At 45.4% G+C, this 24,269-nt stretch carries 15 protein-coding genes; 14 read left to right on the top strand and 1 reads right to left on the bottom strand.

From position 1 onward, the window contains the following. Positions 1 to 105 precede the first annotated feature (105 nt). The 11 genes from AHMF7605_RS21390 to AHMF7605_RS21340 all read left to right on the top strand — a co-directional run bounded on the left by AHMF7605_RS21390 (position 106) and on the right by AHMF7605_RS21340 (position 19,854). Complete coding sequence (locus AHMF7605_RS21390; protein WP_106932047.1) at positions 106 to 1,443, top strand: TldD/PmbA family protein; 1,338 nt, start codon at positions 106 to 108, stop codon at positions 1,441 to 1,443. Positions 1,444 to 1,659: 216 nt separating this feature from the next. Further along, a complete protein-coding gene (locus AHMF7605_RS21385; RefSeq protein ID WP_106932046.1) occupies positions 1,660 to 2,286 on the top strand; it encodes a DUF4159 domain-containing protein in 627 nt (208 codons plus the stop codon). Positions 2,287 to 2,797: 511 nt separating this feature from the next. After that, positions 2,798 to 3,796: an AAA family ATPase gene (locus AHMF7605_RS21380; RefSeq protein ID WP_106932045.1), complete on the top strand. Its 999-nt coding sequence runs from the start codon at positions 2,798 to 2,800 to the stop codon at positions 3,794 to 3,796. A 53-nt stretch (positions 3,797 to 3,849) separates the two neighbouring features. Continuing rightward, positions 3,850 to 4,734 carry a DUF58 domain-containing protein gene (locus AHMF7605_RS21375; protein ID WP_106932044.1) on the top strand — a complete coding sequence of 295 codons (885 nt, stop codon included), beginning with the start codon at positions 3,850 to 3,852 and terminating at the stop codon, positions 4,732 to 4,734. Positions 4,735 to 4,762: 28 nt separating this feature from the next. After that, positions 4,763 to 6,283, top strand: coding sequence for a BatA domain-containing protein (locus AHMF7605_RS21370; protein WP_106932043.1), 1,521 nt, complete (start codon positions 4,763 to 4,765; stop codon positions 6,281 to 6,283). Next, positions 6,280 to 8,430 carry a DUF4175 family protein gene (locus tag AHMF7605_RS21365; RefSeq protein WP_106932042.1) on the top strand — a complete coding sequence of 717 codons (2,151 nt, stop codon included), beginning with the start codon at positions 6,280 to 6,282 and terminating at the stop codon, positions 8,428 to 8,430. Before AHMF7605_RS21370 ends, AHMF7605_RS21365 begins: the two co-directional genes overlap by 4 nt. A 15-nt stretch (positions 8,431 to 8,445) precedes the next feature. Beyond that, positions 8,446 to 10,254 carry a hypothetical protein gene (locus tag AHMF7605_RS21360; protein WP_106932041.1) on the top strand — a complete coding sequence of 603 codons (1,809 nt, stop codon included), beginning with the start codon at positions 8,446 to 8,448 and terminating at the stop codon, positions 10,252 to 10,254. A gap of 547 nt (positions 10,255 to 10,801) precedes the next feature. Beyond that, positions 10,802 to 12,091 carry an MFS transporter gene (locus AHMF7605_RS21355; RefSeq protein ID WP_158267579.1) on the top strand — a complete coding sequence of 430 codons (1,290 nt, stop codon included), beginning with the start codon at positions 10,802 to 10,804 and terminating at the stop codon, positions 12,089 to 12,091. A 728-nt stretch (positions 12,092 to 12,819) separates the two neighbouring features. After that, complete coding sequence (locus tag AHMF7605_RS21350) at positions 12,820 to 16,068, top strand: SusC/RagA family TonB-linked outer membrane protein (RefSeq protein ID WP_106932039.1); 3,249 nt, start codon at positions 12,820 to 12,822, stop codon at positions 16,066 to 16,068. A gap of 346 nt (positions 16,069 to 16,414) precedes the next feature. Further along, positions 16,415 to 17,989 (top strand): SusD/RagB family nutrient-binding outer membrane lipoprotein, encoded by a 1,575-nt coding sequence (locus AHMF7605_RS21345; RefSeq protein WP_106932038.1) that lies wholly within the window; start codon positions 16,415 to 16,417, stop codon positions 17,987 to 17,989. Between the two features lie 752 nt (positions 17,990 to 18,741). Continuing rightward, on the top strand, positions 18,742 to 19,854 hold the full coding sequence (locus tag AHMF7605_RS21340) for an alkaline phosphatase family protein (RefSeq protein WP_106932037.1): 1,113 nt from the start codon (positions 18,742 to 18,744) through the stop codon (positions 19,852 to 19,854). A 352-nt stretch (positions 19,855 to 20,206) separates the two neighbouring features. Here the strand turns inward: AHMF7605_RS21340 and AHMF7605_RS21330 are convergent, their stop codons facing one another. Next, the gene (locus AHMF7605_RS21330; protein ID WP_106932035.1) at positions 20,207 to 20,965 is read right to left on the bottom strand and encodes an HAD hydrolase-like protein; all 759 of its coding nucleotides are present in this window, start codon (positions 20,963 to 20,965) and stop codon (positions 20,207 to 20,209) included. An 83-nt stretch (positions 20,966 to 21,048) separates the two neighbouring features. Between AHMF7605_RS21330 and AHMF7605_RS21325 the strand changes: the two genes are divergently transcribed. From AHMF7605_RS21325 to hisJ, 3 genes are all read left to right on the top strand, one after another. Then, positions 21,049 to 21,627 (top strand): helix-turn-helix domain-containing protein, encoded by a 579-nt coding sequence (locus AHMF7605_RS21325; RefSeq protein WP_106932034.1) that lies wholly within the window; start codon positions 21,049 to 21,051, stop codon positions 21,625 to 21,627. Positions 21,628 to 21,733: 106 nt separating this feature from the next. Further along, positions 21,734 to 22,894: a TIGR03364 family FAD-dependent oxidoreductase gene (locus AHMF7605_RS21320; RefSeq protein ID WP_106932033.1), complete on the top strand. Its 1,161-nt coding sequence runs from the start codon at positions 21,734 to 21,736 to the stop codon at positions 22,892 to 22,894. Positions 22,895 to 23,062: 168 nt separating this feature from the next. Then, entirely contained in the window at positions 23,063 to 23,926 is an 864-nt protein-coding gene (hisJ, locus tag AHMF7605_RS21315; RefSeq protein ID WP_106932032.1) for a histidinol-phosphatase HisJ, read from the top strand. Positions 23,927 to 24,269 lie beyond the last annotated feature (343 nt).

Raw genomic sequence — 24,269 nt, 5'->3', positions numbered from 1 at the left:
AACTTTAAACTTTCTGACTTTAAAATTTTCCAACCTTCCAACTTTTTAACTTTTCAACTATAAAATAAACCCGTGGACGGTGGACCATGGACTATCGACTAAAATATGGCAACAATATTATCAAAGGTAGAGGCAGAAAGCTTGTGCAAGAAGATTCTGAGCTATTCTAAAGCGGAAACGTGCGAAATAAATATTCTGGGTGAAGAAAGAGGCAATTTGCGTTATGCCCGCAACACAGTTTCTACCAGCGGTTCGCTCGTCAATAAAAATATTGCGGTACAATCGTCTTTTGGTAAGCGCGTGGGTACGGCCACCATTGATGAATTTGATGAAGCTTCGCTGGAAAAAGTAGTACGCCGCTCAGAAGAACTAGCCCGCTTATCGCCGGAAAGCCCGGAATTTGTGCCACCGCTTACTCCCCAGGAGTATTTAGAGAGCAGAGGCTTTGTGGAGGCTACGGCTAATGCCAGTCCGGCTACCCGCGCCGAAGCCGTAGCGCAAAGCCTGGAGCTAGTTCGGGCTCAGAATTTAACGGCCGCTGGCTACCTCGAAAATTACAAAGGCTACACGGCCCTAATGAATTCGAAAGGTTTATTTGCCTATTACCCCAGCACCAACGTCGACTTTTCTCTAACCGTCCGGACAGCCGATGGAAAAGGTTCGGGCTATGCCACTAAGGGTTACAACGATATTCAAAAATTAGATACGGCGGCCGCTTCCCGGGTAGCCATTCAGAAAGCACAAGGCTCGGTAAACGCCAAAGCCATTGAACCCGGAAAATACACCGTAATACTGGAGCCGACGGCCGCCGCCGTATTGCTGGAAAACTTATTTTTTAACCTGGATGCCCGTAGCGCCGACGAAGGCCGCAGCTTTCTGAGTAAACCCGGCGGAAAAACCAAACTCGGCGAAAAGTTAGTAGATGAGCGAATTCATATTTACTCCGACCCGCAGCACCCGGAACTACCCACTTCACCGTGGGCTGGTGATGGCCGCAAACAGGAAAAAATTAATTGGATTGAAAAGGGCGTCATCAAAAACTTAACTTATTCCCGATACTGGGCCGAAAAACAAGGCGTAAAAGCAGTGCCGCCGCCTAAGGGGTTTATCATGGAGGGCGGCAACGCCAGCCTGGAAGATCTGATTAAAGGTACTGATAAAGGCATCCTGGTTACGCGCTTGTGGTATATCCGGACGGTAGACCCGCAAACCTTACTTTTAACCGGTCTTACCCGCGATGGCACTTTTTACATCGAAAATGGCAAAATAGCTTTTCCGGTTAAAAACTTCCGGTTTAATGAGAGTCCGGTTATTATGCTCAACAACCTGGAAGCGATGGGTAAACCCGAGCGAACCGTAAGCGGTGAATCTTTCCAAAACTACATGATTCCGCCGTTAAAAATTCGAGATTTTACCTTTACCAGTTTATCCGATGCGGTTTAAACATTAATAAATATTACGGAAAATAATTATCTCACCTGCTCTGGCCCCATTATAGCTCAGATTTACTGACTATCATCTATCGACCATGGACGAAACACCAGTGCGTACTTCCTTTAAAGCAGAATCGGAATTATTAATTTAATTTTCTACTTTAGAAGCTAAAGAATAAGTAGTCGAATAAGAAAATATTTCGGCGACACCGTTTGAAACCGATTGATGCTTTTTACCTCGGCTTTTACTTTTGTTCGTTTGCAATACCGTTCCGGCGATTGGGATACCGATATCCGGATGCCTTCGAACATCCTGAATTCCCTTATTGAATATACCACCCTTCCGGTAAATACCCAGGAGAAAGTAGTGTTGTTGGAAAGCGACGATTTATTTTTACATCCTTTCTGTTATCTCAGCGGGCATAAACTAGTTCAGTTTACGGCCAAAGAGAAAAGCAACTTCAAAAAATACGTTAAAAACGGTGGTTTTGTCTTTGTCGACGATTGCAACCACGACATCGACGGCCTTTTTGCCCGCTCGTTCGAACGACAAATGGAAACCTGCTTTGGCAGCAACGCTTTGCGCAAAATCCCCAATACACATCCTATTTATAAAGCTTTTTTTAAATTTCCGGATGGTCCGCCGCCCACTTCTTTTGAACTAAACGGCTGGGGCGATGACCTGGTGCACGATTATTTAAAAGCCATAATAATTGATGGCCGGATAGGCGTTTTATACAGCAACAAAGATTACGGCTGTGAATGGGATTACGATTTCCGGAACAAACGTTGGCTAGCCGAAGATAATACCAAGTTTGGCGTTAATATAATTATGTACGCGCTCACTGCCTAAGTTTTCGCCAAAGTAATACCCGTTCCTCATTAAAATGAATCAAGAAAATGAAACTGCCGGAACACTATTCGTTTCTATGAGGCAAAACTTGAAATTTTTTATTGAAAGATAAGGCCATTACGTTCTTACTCTATCGCGAGCGTCCTCGCTCGTGATGTTCATCGTCCGGCCTCTGGCCGGCAGGAATTTGACTTAATTGCATTTAAAATCGGTTATCTGTTGGTCCGGCCAGAGGCCTACTACATGGGGAGACACGATCGAGGACGCTCGCGCCAACTTAATTTTCAAAAAAAAACTTTTCCATGGAGATAAGCCACTTTTTTACTGTTTATAGATTGCTAAGTTCTGCTTTACTTTCGGTTAAGGGCAGATTTCAAATGTTTCTCTACAGATTAGCTTCCCAAGAGACAAAATAGTATCCTTGCGTAATATCATTTAGAAAGTAGTTGATAAACCAGTAAGGCAAGCCGTGTAAATACTGGCAGTTAAAAATTTAAAGTCTACTCCACCCGTGCAAACCGAAGAACAAGTACATTATTTATTAGCTAAATTACCGCAGCTCAAAACTGAAATCGGGAAAATAATTGTGGGGCAGGAACAGGTTCTGGAAGAAGTGCTCATTACTTTATTAGCAGGTGGTCATGGTTTGCTGGAAGGAGTACCGGGCCTGGCAAAAACCTTATTAGTTCGTACGTTGGCTAACGCCACAGATTGTGTTTTTCGGCGCATTCAGTTTACGCCCGATTTAATGCCCACCGATATTTTAGGTACCGAAATTCTGGAGGAAGACCATAGTACCGGTAAGCGTTTTTTTAAATTTAACGAAGGTCCCGTTTTCGCCAATATTGTTCTGGCCGATGAAATTAACCGGACTCCCCCTAAAACCCAGGCCGCCTTACTCGAAGCCATGCAGGAGTTTGAGATAACCTACGCCGGTAAAACCTATGTGCTGCCCCGCCCTTTTTTTATTTTAGCTACTCAAAACCCCATTGAACAAGCCGGCACGTATCCCTTACCAGAAGCTCAGCTCGACCGGTTTTTATTGTACATCCGTATTCAGTACCCCACCGAACAAGAAGAATTAAGTATTTTGGCCAACACAACCGGCACCCACCAACCAGAAGTAAAAGCCGCTTTAACCAGCCACGACTTAGTGCAATTACAAAAATTAGTGCGGGAAGTAACCATTAGTCCGGATTTAGTTTCTTACGTGAACCAGCTGGTACGGAATACCCGCTCGGCTACCACCACGGTTAGTATGGTAAAAGAATACGTGCGCTGGGGTGCTGGTCCAAGGGCCGGACAAGCTTTAATCTTAACGGCTAAAGCCCGGGCCTTGCTGCATAATCGTTTCTCGGTTACTGCCCCGGATATTCAAACCTTAGCTTACCCCGTACTGCGGCACCGCATCGTAACCGATTTTAACGCCGAGGCGGAAGAAATAAATACCGACCGCGTAGTTTCCGAGTTATTAAAAGCCATTAAACTTCCGAAATCTAGTTTAAAATAAAAATTAGCCTTTGGTTATTGAATGTTCTTTACCTTATAAAGCTCAACTAAAAAATGCAAACCAAGTTAATAGATCCGCAAACCCTGGCCGCCCTAAAAGATCTGTCTTTAGTGGCACGCATGGTGGTGGCTGGGTTTACTGCCGGTTTGCATAATAGTCTGAAACGAGGTGCTGGATTAGAGTTTAGCCAATACCGGAGCTACCAGCCCGGCGACGATTTGCGACAACTGGACTGGAAAATGTTTGCCCGCTCCGACCGATATTATATCCGGGAATCTGAAACCGATACCAATTTGCGGGTACAATTTGTGGTAGATGCCAGTAATTCCATGAACTACGAGGAAGCCGGTATGAGTAAAATAACTTACGCTAAATTAGTGGTGGCTTGTTTAGGTTATTTGGCAGTCCAACAAGGCGATGAAATCTCCTTACACGTATTACACGAAAACAAATTAACTAATATTTTACCCGCCGGTAGTAACCGTCAGTTGCCCCGCTTTTTTACCGCACTCGATAAATTAACGGCCACCGGCCGTTTTGCTACAGTGCCAGTAAGCAATAGTTTATTACAAACCACTAAAAAGAAAACCATTACCGTTTTTCTGAGCGATATGTACGAACAGGAAACGGAAATTACGGATGTATTAAGTTCTTTGCGCCGTCGCGGCCAGGAGGTTCTATTGCTGCACCTATTGGGTAAGCAGGAATTAAATTTAGCTTATTCGGGTGCGGTATTATTGGAGGATTTAGAAACCGGCGAAACGATTCAGGTAGATTCTAGCCAACAACGGTTGCTGTACGAAGCCAATTACCAGGCTTGGTTGCAAAAATTGGCCGCTAGCTTGCGCAAAAAACAAATTACTTACGACCAGTTGCTATTGCACGAACCTTTAGATAAAGCGCTGCGCTTATTGCTGAAGTATCGTCTGCAGCGATAAGATAAAATTCCAAAATTTAAAATATTTTATGTTGCAACTGCTTTCTTCCTTTTGGTTTATCGCACTGGCTGGCCTATTGGTTCCGGTGCTGATTCACCTCTGGAATAAAAAGCCGCCCAGAGTTATTAAGGTAGGGAGTATTAAATGGCTGGCAGCTACGGCCAGTAAAAAAGCCCGTAGCCTGCGTTTTCAGGATTGGCCTTTGCTCTTGCTGCGCTGTCTGCTTTTAACCGTATTGGTTTTGTTTCTGGTGCAGCCCGTCTGGAGGCAAACGCTTCCGCCGAAAAGCCAAAAATACGTTTGGGTAGCACCAGAACTTCTAATAACACCTAATTTACCGCTTATTCAAAATACCCTTGATTCCCTGACCCAACAAAATTATGAACTGCGGCAACTGAGAAACACCTTTCCGCTTCTATCTGCCGAAGATTGGATAAACATCAAACAAGGCAAATTACTAATTAAGGCAGATTCTGGGGCGACAAATTATTGGACTTTAGTCCAACAGTTAAGCCATAAATTTTCAACTGCATTAGAGCATTTAATTTTTACACCAAATAATTTAAATAATTTCGCTGGTCGTCGGCCAGTTTTAAATAATACGATTCACTGGGTAACTATTCCAACCAACCAGAACAAAATTTGGGTGCAGGAAGCTTTTCCATCCAATGTCGATTCGCTTACTGTTTTACTGGGCCGTAGTACCAGTTCCGAAACTAGGTTTACGCCTTATCCTTTCGCTAAACCAATATCTAACCAGACAGTAACCATTCCTGATGCCCCTGCTTTACTATTTTCCCAGGAAGGTAAACGAGCTTTTTTGAAAATACGGAATACTCCAGAAATAATAGAAGTGGAGAAAGATTCCATGCGCGTTGCTATTATCTATAACCAAAGCCGCCAAGCAGATGCCGGATACGTGCGGGCGACCTTGGAAGCGCTTCGCTCCTACACGCATCGTCCCGTTGCTGTTCAATTGAGCACTACCCTTAATAATTTAAACAGTAAAGCAGATTTTCTTTTCTGGCTATCCGACGCGGCTATTCCGGATAATATCAAGCTTAAACTAGCGCAAGGGCTTTTTATTTTTAAGGATGTACCAACCGGAATAAAAAGTACCACCGCTAACTGGCTTACGGTAACGGGCTGGCCCGCATCCATTCGATTAAGTAAACATGCGCCTATTTCCCGCGAAAATAGTTTGCAAAGCTGGAAAAACAATTACGGCGAATCTATTTTGCACTTTGTACCCGCCGGAAAAGGCGGCACTTATTACTTTGCCAGCCGGTTTAATTCCCAATGGAACAGTTTGCCCGAAAGCAGCTATTTCCCGGAAATTCTTAGCTCCTTGCTCTGGCCGGAACCAACAATAAAATACGACGCCCGCCTTATTGCTGAAACCCAGGTGCAACCCGTAATTCGTCGGCCAACCAGCCATATAGTTTCTGAAAATATTCATTTACGGGATTTGAAATATTGGTTTCTATTACTCGCCGCTATTTTATTTTTACTGGAACGGATGGTAAGCTTTCAAAAGGCAAGAGTATGAGCGGCATAGATTTTATTAACGAAGTCAAACAATCCTATATCCGCCGGAAAATCGCCTTTTATGGTTTATTGTCCCTGGCATTCAGTTTAGTGTGGCTCGCCATCTATTTTAAATGGCAACCAGAAAATAGCTCTAGTTTTACTGTATTATTTATTTGGGGGATAGGTATTTTTTTTCTGATTTGGGAAATTCAAAAAACCCGGCGTATTTCTCCCGCTGCTATTGTTCAACATTTAAACAGAACGCAACCGGAACTTCAAGAAAGCTGCCACCTGCTGCTCACGCCTCCGGAAAACCTGAACTTGTTGGAACGATTGCAAGTGCAGCGGCTAGCGCCTTTGCTGCGTGCTCTGGACCCGAAAAAAGCGATAGCAATTTCGTATAACAAGGCTTGGTTTACCTTATTTTTAAGCTTGTTTTTATCTGCTGTTATTTTATTTCTACCCTATTTTTCCCAGGAAAAAACTACTCTGGCAACTACCTCGGAGCAACCGGAAAATCAAATTAAAACTACTATAAAATCAGTAGCGCGAATCCAATCCGTGAGCATCCGGGTTATACCGCCGGCTTATACGCACCGGCTCGCTTATACTTTAAACAATCTTAATTTTAAAGCAGAAGAAGGCTCCCGCCTAACCTGGGTAGTTCGTACTACCGGTAATATAAATAACTTGCAGCTAAATACTGCGGAAAAATCTAAGCTTACTTTCCGGAAGGTAGCGACTAAACCAAACACGTATACAACTTCCTTCACTCCCGCCCGTTCTTTTATTTACACCCTTGATTTAAATGCTAAAAAATCAGAATTATACGCCGTAGAACTCCTAGCGGATCAAAATCCAGTTATTTCAATTCAAAAACCCAAACCTTATTCCGAAATTCAATTTGGCGAGCCGCAACAAGTAAACGTAGAGGCAAACTTGAGTGATGATTACGGTTTGCAAAAAGCGAATCTGGTGGCCACCATAGCCCAAGGTTCCGGCGAAAGCGTTACATTCCGGGAGGTGCCATACCCGCTAAGTCTCAATTCGATTAAATCGTTAAAACAGCATTCCGTCCGGAAAAATATAGATTTAAAAGCCTTGGGGATGACTTACGGCGATGAGTTCTATTTCTATTTGCAAGCCTGGGATAACCACCGTGGCTACGCTCGCTCTGAAACGTATTTTGTGCAACTCGAAGATACTACCGTGGTAACCGATGGCGCAGCTTTATCCTTGGGGGTATCCGTGGTGCCTGCCTATTTCCGGAGCCAACGCCAGTTAATTATCGATACGGAGAAGCTCATTCAAGGCAAGAAAGTTTTAACGCCCATAGTGGTGCAGGAACGTTCTAACAATTTAGGTGCCGACCAGAAAATATTACGGCTGCGTTACGGCAAATTTTTGGGCGAAGAATCAGAAACAGTGATTGGCGCAAACCCAGCCGCGGAACACCACGATGACGATGGTCATGGCCACAGCGCTACCTCAAAAGAACCTAACAACGCTACCGAATTACTGGCACCTTATATCCACCAACACGACACCGAAGAAGATGCTACTTATTTTGAACCGGCCGTGAAAGCGCAACTAAAAGCGGCTTTAGCCCAAATGTGGGAAGCGGAGCTACGGCTACGCCTGAGCCAGCCGGAAGCCGCCCTGCCTTTTGAGTACAAAGCATTACGTTTATTAAAAGAAGTACAGCAAAAATCGCGGGCTTACGTGCGTAAAATGGGTTTTGATGCGCCGCCCTTGAAAGAAGCTGAAAAAAGACTTACCGGGGAATTAAATAAAATAAACGCTCCGGACAACATCGAGAATCGGACAGAAAAACAATCTTATCCTTTTATAAGGCAGGCACTCCCGTGGCTTTCCGCCCAGCAACCGGGCTTTATAAAAGCGGGAAAAGAAATACTTTTACTGCAACAAGCCGGTCAGGAACTAGCTCAGATTACGGTTAATCAACCGGTTAAATATCTAAAAAGCTTAAAAAGTTTAAGGCAGCTGATAACGGAAGTGCAAACCGGCAAAATTACGTGTAGCCCCTGTTTGGTTACGGTAGCTGCGGCTTTTGAAAGCGTATTACCGCAACCCACCGTACCGCTAACTCCTCAATCGGTTCATCGGAGCCCGCTGGCCGAACAGTATTTCCGGAATGTAAAATAAATTGAACCACGCTACTTGAAGGATATACTAATTTTTGCCGGCGCAATTCTCCTTTTAGTTCCCCTGCTTGGGTTAGCCTGGAAACGCCCGAATCGCCGTTTTTTATTTTTTCGGATTTTAGCAAATGCGGGTGCCGTTCTTAGTTTGTTTTTTATAGCGCGACCAGCGTACAGAACCCTTCGGGTAAATGCCACGGAAGCCATTTTACTTACCCCCGGTTATCCGCTCGATTCGTTAAAAAAAATACTAAAAGAATTTCGAAGGAAGCCGCCAATATTTAGCTACGACACAGCTGCTACGGGTTACCAGTCCATAACCAACGTCGCAGAAATCCGGCAACATTATCCGCGGGTAAAGCGCCTGCACGTATTAGGCTACGGCTTAGATGAAATAGATTTAAAACCGCAGGATTCCATTCGCCTGGTGCCGCATTTAAATGCCTTTCCCATCGGAGTAATCAGCCTGGATTGGACGAAGCAATTAACCCTAGGCGAAAAGTTAACGTTAACCGGGCGCTACCACCAAACTACCAAACGAACTACCTGGCTTTATTTAACTGTAGCCGGTAAAACCCAGGATTCTATTCAAATTAAAAATACCGGTGTCAATCGTTTCAGCGTAACTTACTTACCGAAGCAGATCGGCCAGTACGTGTATGCGCTGCACTGTAAATCAGGGAATAAGCGTTCTTTTGTCGGAGAGCTGCCCATCGAAGTAAAACCCAAACAAAAACTGCGTATTCTGCTATTGCCAGCAAGCCCTTCCTTTGAAATAAAATTTTTAAAAAACTATTTGGCCGCCGAACAACACGGCGTCGCTCTACGCCTTCCTGTTAGTAAAGATATTTTTCAAACGGAATGGCTAAATATGCCTAAAGTACCGCTTCAGCCATTGAATGCCGTTTTATGGCAGCAGTTCGATTTGCTAATTACGGATGTTTCTACCATCCAAACATTATCGGCAAGCCAGCAACAAGCCTTAACGCAAGCCGTGCAGCAAGCCGGACTAGGAGTAATAATAGTACCCGAAGCTTTGCCTTTACATTCGGCGCCGGCTTTACTAAAAAACTTTTCCTTCGTTCGTAGCCCATTGGCAAAACCAGAGTTAAATACCACGCCCGTCTTCTGGCCGGATTATACTCATTCTGTTACATCTACTTCTTTGCCTTATTTTATTAAGCTAACACCGGACCTGAAGCAACTAGTCTGGGACGCCGCCGAAAACGCTTTGGTAGCTACTAAACGAACAGGTTGGGGAAAAGTAACGGTAAGTTTATTGCCTCAAACGTATACCTGGCCATTGGCCAGTAATAAATCCGCTTATACTCATTTTTGGTCTTTTCTATTAAGCCAAACCAGCAAGTCTTTGGTTACGGATCATACCTGGCACGTAGCCGCTGCCCCCTTCCCCTTGGCTAATCAGGTACTTACGCTCTATTTGTCGGATTATACCTATTCTAAAAATAAATCTTTTCCGAAGGGAATGGTGCACGCGGTAAGTCAGCAGCCGGATACGGTGTACTTGGCACAGCAAACGTTATTACCCCACCGGTTTACCGGCTCGTTTTGGCCTCGTAATAGCGGCTGGCATGAGATTAACAAACCACAAGCCTCTCCCCAATTGTTCTACGTTTTTGCGGATTCTTCCTTTATTGCCTGGCGCTTCGCCGCTCGCTTAACCGCTACCCGTAACTTCGTAAAAACTAATCTTAATAAGTCACTCGCTGATACGTCTTTTACTGGCAAGCAGCCTATACCGGCAATTTATTTCTTTTTAACTCTTTTGGTTTGTGCGGGTTTTCTTTGGCTAGAAGAAAAATGGTAATTTATTTAGAAGGACTACATTTGGCTTAGGATTGCCCATAAACTCAGCATTAAGATGTGACTAAGCAAGTATGCTTATACTTGCGGACTAGCTTGACATCCAACATCTCTGGAAAATATTGTTGCTGTACCATTAAAGCTTAACACTTTTCCCAAGCCTTCATCATTCATGTCCTTCCTTTTAATGCGTTTAACCTGGTGTAATACCCAATCGCTTCAAGTAGCTGCCATAACGCAGGATATGAAACCCGGCGGGTTTTGAAAACCCGCCGGGTTTAAGCAATTTTTTAAATCAACCTGATGGAAGGTAACTCATACTATTGGGTATAAATCCAGTTAACTTAAAATCCTCTTCCCGTCCGACTACTTTATCAAATTGTTATTTTTTTATTATAGCTGTTATTACCAAACAGTTTCGTCTAATTTTCCACTTTTAACAAGGGGAGCGTTTCTCTGCTTTAACAATTCTAGTAGTTCGAGTCAAGGAGTTTACTTTTCCGGTGAATACTTAGCCAGGAACGAGAAATAGTTAGATTTCCTAAGGAATTTTGAAAAATAAAAGTAGTAAGCCGTGGCAAATTTCCACCGCTATTTGCTTATTTGTGGGCTACAGCGGGTATTATTTATGCCGCAGTAATCTGGCCATTGCCGCCCCTCTAATTATTCAGGAGTACGCGGCGGTGGGGGTAAACAAAGTGGTCATGGGCCAAATTGCCGCGCTGGGCGTGGTATTTTACGCGGTGGGCAAAGTAATAAACGGGGTACTGGGCGACTTTATCGGGGGTAAAAAAGTCTTTATTCTGGGCATGTTGGGCTCGGTGCTGGCCACGATTTTCTTTGGCTTCGGCAAAGGGGTGTTGTTTTTCGGCGCGGTTTGGTCTTTCAACCGGCTGATTCAATCCATGGGTTGGGGCGGATTATTAAAAATTACCGCGAACTGGTTTTCGTACAAGAGCTACGGCAAAATCATGAGCTTTTTGAGTCTTAGCTTTTTGGTCGGCGACATTGTGGCCAAGTTACTGCTGGGCCATTTTTTAAATTTGGGAATGGGTTGGCGCGGTTTATTTTACATAGCCGCCGGTTTGTTAGTGGTAATAGCAATGATTAATGTTCTTTTTTTAAAAAATTCCCCGGAAAATGTGGGTCTGGTGCCGCCCCCACCTAATCCGAAAAACCTGCATGCCCAATCGGACAATCAATTGGCTCCTCCGGCTAGTTTACGCGAGTTATTAGCGCCGTATTTTAAAAATTTATCTTTTATCCTCATTTTGCTCATGTCCTTCGGCCTTACCGCTATCCGGGAAGCGCTTAATTTTTGGCTGCCTACGTACCTCTTCGAAACTACCAATCAATCGGAGGGATTAGCTTCGCAATACAGTGCTTTGTACTCAGCTTTCGGCATGATTTCTATTCTGGTGGCCGGTTACCTTTCGGATGCCTGGATGAAAGGCGTGCGGGGTTTACTTATTGCGGGAGCCGGTATGCTTTTAACGGTCGTGCTGGGCTTTATGGCCGTTGGGTTTACCGGTCAGATTTTACCACTGATTTTTATTTCCTTAGCCGGTTTATTGCTGTTAGGTCCGTATTCATTCCTGGCCGGGGCCATGTCGTTGGATGTCGGTGGGCCTAAAGGCGCCGCTACCGCCGGCGGTTTAGTGGATGCGGTAGGGTATTTGGGGGGCACCTTGGCATTATGGTTAACGGGTTTTTTAGCCGAGTACGTAGGCTGGAATGCCGCCTTTCTGGCCTTGGCCGCTATGGCCGTAGGTACGGCCTGTACCGCCTTTATTTATTACCGCACCCAGGAAAGCCACTCCGCGAAATCCCAGCCTGCTTAAGTCAGTTTTCTGTTTACCATTGCTCAACACTTTGTATTTTATTCTTTATCCGGGCAAACAGAATTGCTTGAAAGATAATATTTTTAAAAAGCTGATAATTAACGTGCTAAGAAGTTATAATTTTTAAATTTTTTGTAATTCTTCTCTACTACCGTTCCATTTACTAGAAATCCTGCCGGAGAAAATATACCTTTAGTCAACATAATTTAACCATTTCGTAACAATTATATAACCTACCCATTTAGGAGCCAAAGCAGAAAAACTAGCACCTTTGCGGTATAGTCGCCACTAAAAGGGAGGGCCTAATAGAAAACCTACCCAGGAACATCCGGAGGGGGGTTAAAGATCTAATGCACTACCCGCGCGAAAGTGTAACGGCTTCGTAACCAGTTACATTACTAGAATTACCTCCGTTAATTACGGAGTAGCTTTAATCAGGATAAGAGCATCGCAATAAAATCGAATAAATGCACCTGTCCCTACTAATGCAAAATTTACGTACAGTTGCCGGACCTATTTTACTACACCCTATGAAATAAAAACAACTACTTAAAACTTAACCCCGGAACTGGTTTTAAACACCTAGTTCATCCGGCCTTATTCTTCCAATTTGTTCTTACCCCGTCTCCAAGGTGAGTTTTTCTTCTAACGGAATTAACCGGATGGATTTTTTTATTTATCCGGTGAGCGCTACCACTACCAAGCTTTTACTTAAAAATTAGCCAACAATGAAAAACCTTTTACAAAAACAAACCCGCTGGCTGCTGCATTCTGCCTGTCCGGTTCTATTGCTTTATTTCGCTTTTTTAGTCCCGGTGCTGGCCCAAGAGGTGACGGTGCGGGGTAAAGTGGTTTCAGCCCAGGACGAAACGCCGCTACCCGGCGTAACGATTCTGGTAAAAGGCACCACTAACGGTTCCGTTACCGATGCTAACGGGCAATACTCCATTAAGGCCGCTTCGGGCGATGCCGTTCTGGTATTTTCGTTTATTGGTTTTGAGCCGAAAGAAATCCAAGTGGGCAACCAGGCCATTCTGGACGTGCGATTAGCCGTGGATACCAAACAACTAAACGAAGTAGTGGTAACCGCTCTGGGTATAGAAAAAGATAAAGCCAAAGTAGGCTACGCCACTCAGGAAGTAAAAGGCGCCGACCTGGTGAAAGCCCGCGAACCCAACCCTTTAAACAACCTGGTGGGGAAAGTAGCCGGTTTAACGGTAGCGGCTTCGGCCGAATTATTAGGACCGCCCTCCTTGCTTTTGCGGGGCAACCAGCCGCTATTTGTGGTGGATGGCGTACCCATTAACTCCGACACCTGGAACATTAACGCCGATGACATTGAAACCTACACCGTGTTAAAAGGTCCTTCGGCTTCCGCTTTGTACGGCTACCGCGGGCAGTTTGGGGTAATTATGATTACTACCAAACGCGGCTCCAAAGACAAACGCGGCTTTTCGGTGGAGGTAAATTCTACTACGCAGTTCGACAATGGTTTTATTGCCATTCCGAAAGTGCAGGATTTATACGGCCCCGGCGACCACGGCAAATACGCTTTCGGCGACGGCAAAGGCGGTGGCGTGAACGATGCCGATTACGATGTCTGGGGTCCTAAGTTTGAAGGTCAGTTGATTCCGCAGTACGATAGCCCGGTCATTAACGGCGTGCGGCAAGGTACGCCCTGGGTAGCCCGTGGCAAAGATAATCTAAGCCGTTTTATCCGGACCGGTATTTTGTCTACGAACAACATTGCGGTTTCTTCCAGCAACGATAAATACGATTTGCGCTTCTCGGCCTCTAACTCGTACCAGCGCGGCCTGGTGCCCAATACCCAGCTCGGTATTTTTAATTTTAACTTATCCGCCGGCTATAATTTCTCGAAGAAGCTACGCTTCGATTCCAACATTAACTTTAACCGCCAGCATACGCCCAACATTCCGGACGTTAACTACGGCCCGAACAGCATGATCTATAACATTGCCATTTGGGGCGGCGCCGATTGGAACATCGACGACATGAAAAACTATTGGCAGCCCGGCAAAGAAGGCATCCAGCAGATTTACGCCGAGTATACCCGCTACAACAACCCGTATTTTATTACCCACGAATGGCTCCGCAGCCACTACAAAACCGACGTGTACGGCTACATGCAGTTAAAGTACAAGTTCACGGATTTCCTGGATTTAGCCGTACGCACCCAGGCCACTACCTACGACTTATTCCGCAGCGAGAAGTTTCCGCAATCGGCCACGGTATACGGCCGCGAAGAAGCGAAAGGCGATTACCGCGAAGATACCCGTCATTTATTTGAAACCAACTCCGATGTGCTGTTGACTTTTAACAAAGATGTGGCGCCGCAATTTAACGTACGGGCCTCGGTAGGAGGCGCTTACCGCGATTTTGAGTATAACTCCAGCTATGTTTCGACGAATTATTTAAACGTACCGGCTTCTTCGCTCAATCCCTCGGGCTATAACTTAGGCAACACCCGCGATCCGCTCATTGCGACCAGCTTTAATGCCCCCATGAGCGTCGTTGGGGCGTATGCTTTATTAGATGTAACCTACCGCAACTTTTTAACTTTATCGGGTACCGGCCGCCAGGATATTTTGTCTACTTTACCGGCTAAGAGCAATTCTTATTTCTATCCTTCTTTGGCGTTGAGCGCGGTGCTTTCGGATGTCATTCCGATGCCGCGAGCCATTTCATTTTTAAAATTACGGGGCTCTTACGCCAATGTAAAAGGCGCTTTAACCCGCCGCACCATTGGCGCTACGCCCGCCGGTTCTTACCCGTTGAGTTACGGGTCACAGTACGAATCGTCGTACGAAGGCCCTTCTTACGAGAACAGCGCGGTGTATACCACTCCTTTATTGTATAATAACCAGGTGGCGGGCTATTACACCAACACCATTAATAACCCGAATTTAAAACCGTTCAGCCGCACCAATTACGAAACCGGCCTGGACGTACGCTTCCTGCAAAATCGTTTAGGTTTGGATGTCAACTACTTTATCTACAACGACGGTCCGCAAATATTTCAGGTACCCATTTCCGAAACTTCCGGCTATAATACTTTGCTGATTAACGCCGTGGAAACGCGCAAAAACGGTTGGGAAGCCACTATCTCGGGCAACCCGGTGCAAACGGATAAAGGTTTCCGCTGGGACGTAACGGCCAACTGGTCGACGTACAAAGAAGTGTACACCAAATTACCGCCGGGCTTAGATGTACTGTATAATTTTTACCGCGTAGGCGACCGTACCGATGCGTATTATTCGCAGAAATACGCCCGGGTAGAAGGAGGCGAGTTCGACGGCCAGATTATCAACGATGCGGGTGGTCGGCCGATTCCTTATCCGCGGCCGCAGTTTTTAGGCAACTCTAACCCGGATTGGGTGTGGGGTTTAACCAACCGTTTTAGCTACAAAGGCTTAAATTTTGGTTTCCAGTTTGATGGCCGGGTTGGCGGCGTGATGGTCGATTACATTAAACGCCAGACGTACCGTGGGGGCCGCCACATTGCTACTATCGAGGGCGCCATGGGCGTGGCTCGCGAACAAGATACCAAAGGCGTGAAATCCTGGATCGGGGAAGGCGTGCAGGTAGCCAGCGGCGAAATAAAATACGACCCGGTTACCGGTTTAATCAGCAATTACAGCGAGTTGCAGTTTAAGGCCAACAACACGCCAACCTTCTTGCAGGATTACATCAGCCGCTATCATTCCATCGACGAAGGCGACCTGATTAGTAAAACCTACGCCAAATTACGGGAAGTAACCATTGGCTATTCATTACCCGCTAGTATTCTGGGCAAAAGCTTTATTCGCCAGGCCGGCATTACCTTGGTGGGCCGCAACCTGCTGTACTTTGCCAAAGAAAAAGACGTGGATATTGACCAATACGGCAACAATAACTACTCCTCGCTGCAAACGCCGACTACCCGACGTTACGGCATTAACCTGAATTTTACTTTTTAGGAAATTCTCGAAACAAAGTGAAAAGTCCCCCTTGGTAGGTAGGCCGTTTAGTTCTATTAAAAATTAAGATGGCGCGAGGCTCCCGCCTCGTGGCTACCATCTGGTAGGCCTCTGGCCGGGCAGTCAGATGAACAGAGCCGTAAAAAACAGGCCTTTATTCTACCGGCCAGAGGCCGGACGATACTTCTCACGAGCGTAGACGCTCGCGATATAAACTAGAACGGAACGACCCTAAACCCTTTCCAAGAGAACAAAATACTTGAAGTGGATAGTATCGGAAGTTTCAGGTAGCCGATTTACTATTCTCGCCCGGAACAAGAATGATTATTACTAAAAATTTAAAAAAATGACACGCTATATAACCAAAACCTTCTTTTGTTTGCTCGCTATAAGCTTGGCGTTCGTAACCACCAGCTGCGATGATTTTGAAGAATTGGAGAAAAATCCGAACCGGCCCACTACGGTACCCGCTTCGCTGGTGTTTAACGGCATCCTCAACGATATGTCGGAAGGCGCCTGGAACAGTACCCAGCAGTACAACCAGTTTTGGGCCAGTAACTACAATTACTACAGCAACCAGGAATACACCTGGACCACTACGGATTTAAATTATTTTACTTTAAAAAACGTGGCCAAAATGGAAGAAGAAGCCATTCGCAACGGGGCCGAAGCAGTGAACCCGTACGCGGCCATGGGTAAATTTTTCCGGGCGGTTTTCTTCGTCAACATGACCCAGCGCGTAGGCGACATTCCGTTGACGGATGCGCTGAAAGGCATTGATAACGTGAGTCCGAAGTATGATACCCAGAAAGCCGTTTACCTGCAAGCCTTGCAATGGCTCGACGAAGCGAATACCGAATTAACCGCGCTTATTGCGGCCGGTAGCAATACCTTAAGCGGCGATATTTACTTTAACAACGATTTACGGCAATGGCAGAAAGTGGTAAATACCTACAAAATGCGGGTATTAATTAGCCTGAGCAAAAAAGAAAACGACCCGGAATTAAACATTAAACAGCAGTTTGCTGCCATTCTGGCCGATCCGGCTAAATATCCTTTAATGAATACGCTCACCGATAACATGCAGTACGTGTACAATACGTCGGTGAATAAATACCCCTTAAACCCGGATGAATTTGGTAAAACCGCTTTACGTAACAACATGACCGCCGCTATTATCACGCCGTTGCGCGAGTTAAAAGATCCCCGGTTATTTGTGTTCGCCGAACCCGCTCCGGCCAAAGTAGCCGGTGGCTTAAGCCCCTTGGATCACCAGGCCTACCAGGGAGCTCCTTCCGACGAAGGGCTGGATGATATGTCGACGAAAGTGCAGAATGGCCAATACTCGCTCATTAACCGTTACCGCTACTACGGTTCGTACACCGGCGAACCCACTATCCAAATCGGTTACCCCGAGTTGTGTTTTAACATTGCCGAAGGATTGAACCGAGGCTGGGCTCCCGGCAGCGCCGAAGAGTATTATACCAAAGGCATCCAGGCTTCCCAAAGCTTCTACGGCATTAAAGAAGGCGACAACAGCGTGTTTTTGTTAAAAAAAGACGGTAAAATTGGCGAGTACGATACGTATGCCCTGCCCTTTAACTTTGCCGATTATTACGCTCAGCCCAAAGTAAAATACGCCGGTAATAATGCCCAAGGCCTAGAGCAGGTACTCACGCAGAAATACATTGCTTTTTTTCAAAATTCCGGCTGGGAAGCCTTCTATAATCACCGCCGCACCGGTACTCCCAAATTCGACGTCGGCGGACCCGGCACCGGCGGCGGTCGTACCACTTTACCGCTCCGCTGGCAGTACCCCGATAACGAACGCAGCACCAACGCCGCCAATTACACCGAAGCCATCAAAAGGCAATTCAACGGGAAAGACGACGTAGACGCCGTAATGTGGTTACTGCAGTAAAATTTAAAAAATACCTGGTTGTATGAAAGCAGCCAGGTATTTTTTTAAATGGGCTATTTGAATCGGTATGGGCCAAGTGCCAGATTCTTCATTCCCTTTAGTATTTGGAACATTCAACCGCAGAGTTCTCCCCCTAATTCCCTTCGAAGGGTAGGATCGTAATGTTCTATAAAAATATTAAGCTGGCGCGAGGCTCAAGCCTCGTGGCTACTATCTGGTAGGCCTCTGGCCGGGCAGTCAGATGAACAGAGCCGTAAAAAACAGGCCTTTATTTTACCGGCCAGAGGCCGGACGATACTTCTCACGAGCGTAGACGCTCGCGATATAAACTAGAACGGAACGGCTCCGAATGGAGACTTTTCACCGGATAAAATAGCTAACCGGTTAAAGTTGCAAAAGTGTTACTTTACTTTCGGGATGTAAGAGATGCTACTACGGAGTAAAACTTTTTTGCTTTGTAGCCAAATAGGTTCCTCCTGAATGACAATGGGAATAAATTAAAAAAATTAAATTCTACTAGTAAGATATGCAACAAACAGCTTTAGCCCGGTGCAAAATGGGACGCTAACCTGTTCCGTTGTTTCAGCGAGTCTTTAGTTTTTTAATTTTCGGGCATTCCAGCGTCAACTGTATCTCCTTCCCTGTTTTTAGGGAAGGTGCCCGGAGGGCAGAAGGGTTAATATCTGAGCAACCAAAGCGTCCGTCGAAGCTACGCCAACAAAAATTACCAGTAAAAATCATTTCCTTCAAACATGAAAAAACACCTGTATCTACTTGCACTATTACTCCTTACTGGTATCTCCGCCAGTAAAGCCCAAAAATTAAAAACCGAAAATGTCGTGCTTGTAACCCTCGACGGCATGCGCTGGCAAGAAATATTTAACGGGGCCGATTCTACTTTATTTAAACAACAAAAAGCTTTTAAAGGCCCGAACGGGCAAGCCGAAGTATTTGCGAAAAATACCTTGGAGGAACGGCGGCAAACGTTAATGCCCTTTCTGTGGGGCGAAATTGCCAAGAACGGCCAGATCTACGGAAACCGCAAATTGAACAACAAGGTAAACGTGACCAACGATCAATGGTTTTCGTACCCGGGCTACAACGAAATTTTAACCGGCTTTGCCGATAAAAAGGTAAACAGCAACGATAAAAACTACAATGCTAATACCACCGTGCTGGAGTACTTAAACAAGCAGCCCGCTTTTGCCGGTAAAGTAGCCGCATTTTCCTCCTGGGAAGTTTTTCCTTTTATCATCAACGATAAGCGCAGTGGCATTCCGGTCAGCGCCGGCATGCAGCCCGCTACCGGCAGTAACGTAACCGATACCGAAAAAATCCTGAACGAATTAATGCCCCGTATTCCAAATCCGTTAGGCGAAGTGCGGCTGGATGCCTTTACTTTTCAGTACGCTTTGGCTTATGTTAAAAAAAACAAGCCCCGGGTATTATTTATGGCTTTCGACGAAACCGACGATTTTGCCCACCAGGGCGAGTACGGCGCTTATTTACACGCCGCAAACAATGCCGATTCTTTTATTCAGCAGTTGTGGCATTTCTTGCAAACGGAGGAGCAATACCGCAACAAAACCACTCTGTTAATTACCACCGACCATGGGCGGGGAGCTGCGGCTGCCGGCGCCTGGAAAGACCACGGTAAAGACGTAAATGGGGCGGATGCCATCTGGCTAGCCGTTATTGGTCCGGATACGCCGGCTATGGGTGAGGTAAAAACCGCGGGGCAATTCTACCAAAATCAAGTGGCTAGTACGATGGCTACGCTACTGGGCCTTTCTTACACGAATAACCCCAAACCCGGTGCGCCGGTATCGGCGGCATTTTCCGCTCCCATCCGAGCCAACCGGTAAAAATAGGCTTTGTCAAAGATTGCTGGTGATATAATGTTGTTTGCTTTGATAAAGAATCAATCACTCCCGCCCCTCCTTATCCAAGGAGGGGAGTTTCTTTTCTCTTTTGTAAAAGCAAAAGTTTACTATGGCGCGAATTTACTTCCGTGCCATAATAAACAACAAAGTTTTACTTGCGAAAAGAGGATGATTCTCCGCAAAAGCATTATGGTTCTTGATACTCGCTAAATGGCATTTGTAAAAAGCTCCTCTCCTATTTTAGGAGGGGCAGGGGTGGTAAAAATACCTTCCGGTAAATAGTAGATAATAAGGGGCCGAGATTTAAATCTCAAGCTCGAAGAGGCGTGATTTTTTAAAAATTTACGGCGGAAACGGGCAGTTTTACAAAACAATCATTCTTTTTTAGATATTGCTGGAAAGCAGTTAAGGACTCAAATAAGCCGTCGTTCGGGTATTGTTGCAATTGCTCCCGGGTATGCGTACCATTCGTTACGGCAAAGCTAGCGGCACAATTCGCGTTAAAACCAGAAGCTAAATCAGAGGGCGTATCACCAATGTTAATCACTCTTTTAGAATCGGTAATACCAAGGGTACGCATAGCTTTCTGAATTAGGAAAGGACTGGGGCGGCCTTGTTCGACTTCATCGCTGGCAATAGACATATTTAATAAGGAATTCTCATTACCAATAAAGTTTTTATCTAAGCCATTCAGCCAGCCTAATTTTTCTAAAATAATGTTGGTTACCTGGCGGTAAAAGCCGGTAGTTAAAGCAATTTTAATGTTATTTTTTTTCAGAAACCTAAATAATTCTAAACAGCCCTCCGTTGGTTTTACGGAATGGGTGTGGTAATGGTGTTCCAGAATAGACCGAAATACCTGGTACGAATGTTCCACTTTATCCTGGAGCGCGGCGGAGTGTTCGTTGGTTTGTTCTTGCCAGAGCATTTCGAAGACGGCTCGTTTGGCCATACCTTGCACCGCCAATATGCGTTCTTCCGAAGCGAGTAATCCCGTTTGCCGGGCCGCTTCGGCGAAGCAGGTTTCTACTTCTTTGTTATCTTGTACCGTAGTGCCCGCCATGTCTAATACCAATAATTGTACTGTTTCCATGCTGTATTTTTTAAAAATGTTTACTAATATGCACTAAATTTACGTATAATTTTCCTGCCTCTTTGTTATTTTTATATTACTAAATGATGAAACCCGACAAATTGAGCTTGATTGGCCTGCGCATTATGCAACTCAGAAAAGAGAAAGGATTGAGTTTACGGGAACTGGCGAGGCGCAGCAATCTTTCGGCGGGCCTGATCTCTAAAATCGAAAATTACCGGACCATTCCTTCGCTGCCGGTGCTCCTGACCATCGCCGATTCGCTGGAAGTAGACGTAGCCGTGTTGGTCAAAAATATGAACGGCAACCACCAACTGCCCTACCTACTGGTAAGAGAAGGAACCGGAGAAATAGAACCTCGAAATGATTCTAAAGGATTAATATACAAATACTTGCTTTCGCAAAATTTAACCAGTTTTAATTTACGCGTAAACGAAGTAGCCATTAACGCGCGCACTCACCGAAAGCCTATTGCGACGGATGCTCTGGAGTTAATTCATGTGCTGGAAGGGCAAGTAACTTACGGGTTAAAAGGCGAAAATATTACTTTGTTAAAAGGCGATACTCTGTACTTTGACGGCATTGTGCCCCATTCCGTTAAAAACGAAACTGATTTACCCGCCCGGTTATTTAAAGTTTACCTGATTCGCTCTACGGAATAATCTAATAGTCAATAAGGCAAAATTAACAATTGAATAAACAAACAAATTGTTTCCTGATGGTAAACAGTAGTACCTTTCATTTTTTTAATTGACAGACGTATTTAGTATGAGCAGTAAAGCAAATTTTGATTTAATTATTATTGGCGGCGGCGTATTAGGGGCTTTTCACGCGTACTTTGCTTTACAAAAAGGCTTAAAAGTTTTACTGCTGGAAAAAGACCCCCGACCCACCGAGGCCACCGTTCGTAATTTCGGGCAAATTGTACCTTCCGGCATGGCCGACGGCGAATGGTTCCGTTACGGCAAAGCCAGTCTGGAAACGTACAAAAGCATTCAGGCGGAATTTAATATTACCATCCGGCAAAATGGCTCCACGTACATAGCTTCTTCAGAAACGGAAATGCAGGTGCTCCAAGAAAAACATCAGCAGTACCAAAACGTAGGTTACCCCTCCGAATTACTAACCGCCGCTCAATGTCGGCAACGCTTGCCGGCTTTAAAAGAAAGTTATTGTTTTGGGGGCTTATTGTTTCCGGAGGAAGTTACCGCTGAGCCCGCTACTTTAATTCATCGGTTACTGGAATATCTCGTAACCCGGCTAGGATTAGATTACCGGCCCGCCACCCCGGTAATTGCCTGCACATTCAACGATGTTTCTTGCGAAGTAAGGGATGTCTTTGGTCAGGTTTATACCGCGGCCAAGGTAATTATTTGCAGCGGCCGCGATTTTAAATTTTTGTTCCCGGAGGTGTTTCAAACCAGCGATTTGCAAATTTGTAAGCTGCAAATGCTAGCTACCTATCCGTTGCCGCAAGTAGCCTTGCCCGGCTCCATCCTCACGGGTTTATCGATCCGGCGGTACTACGCTTTTAAAAGCTGTCCGTCGTACGCTCAACTAAACCCCGCAGAAGTTGCGGAAGATTTGCGTCAGTGGGGTATTCATATTTTGTTTAAGCAAGCCCTGGATGGGTCCATTATTATCGGTGACTCGCACGAATACGCCGACACTACCGCCACCCAGGAACTGGATTACGGCGTAGAAGATACCATTAACGCCGCTATATTGCGCGAGGCGCAGCAAATTTTACATTTACCGGATTGGCGCATCAAACGCACTTGGAACGGGTATTATTCGCAATCCAAATCAGCGGAAATCTTTGAGCACGTCATCGACCAAAAAATTCACATTGTTACGGGTATTGGCGGGAAAGGCATGACTACGGCGGCCGGTTTTGCCCAGCACCACGTACAAAGGCTTGGGTACTAAAGAAAAGACACAATTATCAAGATATTAGACACTAAACTTAATTATGGTGAATGTTTGTTCGAAATTAACTTACGCAGAATATACAGCCTAAATCAGGTATATACTTGATTTTGTCCTTCTACTTATTTCCGTAATTTTATAAGTTAATTTAAAAAACCAGATTTACCAATGCCCTGGACGAATTACCACAGCCATTGTGCTTACTGCGATGGCTCCGATGCGCCCGCTGTTTACGTAGAAGAAGCTGTTAACCAAGGATTCACGGCCTATGGGTTTTCCTCGCACGCGCCACTACCCTTCCCGACAACCTGGAGCATGAAAATGGAAAAGCTGCCCGCTTATATAGCCGAGGTTAAAGCTTTGCAAAGCCAGTATGTATCACAAATTCAAATTTATGCGGGCCTGGAAGTAGATTTTATTCCGGGATTGATGGGGCCAAAAAGTAAATTTATTCAGGCGGCGGACTTAGATTACACCGTGGGATCAGTGCATTTTGTGGATACTTTACCGGATGGCCGCCATTGGGAAATTGACAACAAACCGGCGGTATTTGCGGAAGGTTGGGAGCAAATTTTTAAAAAAGATACCCGGGCCGCGGTTACGCGTTATTTCGAACTAACCCGCCAAATGGTACGCGAGCAATGCCCCACTCTAGTGGGCCATTTAGATAAGATAAAGATGCAGAATACCAGCACGTTTTATTTCGCCGAAACGGAGGATTGGTACCAGGCAGAAGTGGTAAAAACCCTCCGGGAAATTGCCGCTGCCGGCGTTATTGTCGAAGTAAATACCCGGGGTTTGTACCAGAATAAAACCACGGAGGTTTACCCGGGCCGCTGGATTTTAGCGCAAATGCAGCAATTAAATATTCCGGTTACGATAAATTCAGATGCGCATAAGCCCAGCGAAATCGCGGGTAAGTTTGATTACGCGGCTGAACTATTGCTAGAAACCGGTTACCAGCAAGTACAGGTTTTACTGGATGGCGAGTGGCAGCCGGTGCCGCTCACTTCATCCGGAATACAACGGTAGGTTAAGATAAACTTATAATTTTTTTAAATTAAGTACTCTGGGAACAAAGTAAGTGAAGGTTTCAAAAAATAAAATTAGAACTAATTTAGAGGTATTTCCCTTCGCCTATTTCCTCCAAAGGGTAGAGCCGTTACGTTCTTAAAATACTACTTTCGCGAGCGTCTTCGCTCGTGAAGATTATTCAGGAGGCCTCTGGCCGGGCAAACCAATAGTACTTTCTACATGCAATTAAGTCAAATTTCTATCGGCCAGTTGCAAATCCCGAAGTAGTTCGGGGAGGCCGGACGATGCGCAACCCGAGCGAAGCTGCTCGCATTATTCCAGCTTTTGACAATAGAACTTA

Origin of the sequence: Adhaeribacter arboris (assembly GCF_003023845.1) — a bacterium.
GTDB classification, from domain to species: Bacteria; Bacteroidota; Bacteroidia; order Cytophagales; family Hymenobacteraceae; genus Adhaeribacter; species Adhaeribacter arboris.
The sequence above is the reverse complement of the archived record's forward strand: the minus strand, read 5'-3'. Positions and strand labels throughout refer to the sequence as shown.

Coding starts and splice junctions, on each gene's coding strand:
- AHMF7605_RS21390 (WP_106932047.1), top strand. CDS start 106: ATGGCAACAATATTATCAAAGGTAGAGGCAGAAAGCTTGTGCAAGAAG.
- AHMF7605_RS21385 (WP_106932046.1), top strand. CDS start 1,660: ATGCTTTTTACCTCGGCTTTTACTTTTGTTCGTTTGCAATACCGTTCC.
- AHMF7605_RS21375 (WP_106932044.1), top strand. CDS start 3,850: ATGCAAACCAAGTTAATAGATCCGCAAACCCTGGCCGCCCTAAAAGAT.
- AHMF7605_RS21370 (WP_106932043.1), top strand. CDS start 4,763: ATGTTGCAACTGCTTTCTTCCTTTTGGTTTATCGCACTGGCTGGCCTA.
- AHMF7605_RS21365 (WP_106932042.1), top strand. CDS start 6,280: ATGAGCGGCATAGATTTTATTAACGAAGTCAAACAATCCTATATCCGC.
- AHMF7605_RS21350 (WP_106932039.1), top strand. CDS start 12,820: ATGAAAAACCTTTTACAAAAACAAACCCGCTGGCTGCTGCATTCTGCC.
- AHMF7605_RS21345 (WP_106932038.1), top strand. CDS start 16,415: ATGACACGCTATATAACCAAAACCTTCTTTTGTTTGCTCGCTATAAGC.
- AHMF7605_RS21340 (WP_106932037.1), top strand. CDS start 18,742: ATGAAAAAACACCTGTATCTACTTGCACTATTACTCCTTACTGGTATC.
- AHMF7605_RS21330 (WP_106932035.1), bottom strand. CDS start 20,965: ATGGAAACAGTACAATTATTGGTATTAGACATGGCGGGCACTACGGTA.
- AHMF7605_RS21325 (WP_106932034.1), top strand. CDS start 21,049: ATGATGAAACCCGACAAATTGAGCTTGATTGGCCTGCGCATTATGCAA.
- AHMF7605_RS21320 (WP_106932033.1), top strand. CDS start 21,734: ATGAGCAGTAAAGCAAATTTTGATTTAATTATTATTGGCGGCGGCGTA.
- hisJ (WP_106932032.1), top strand. CDS start 23,063: ATGCCCTGGACGAATTACCACAGCCATTGTGCTTACTGCGATGGCTCC.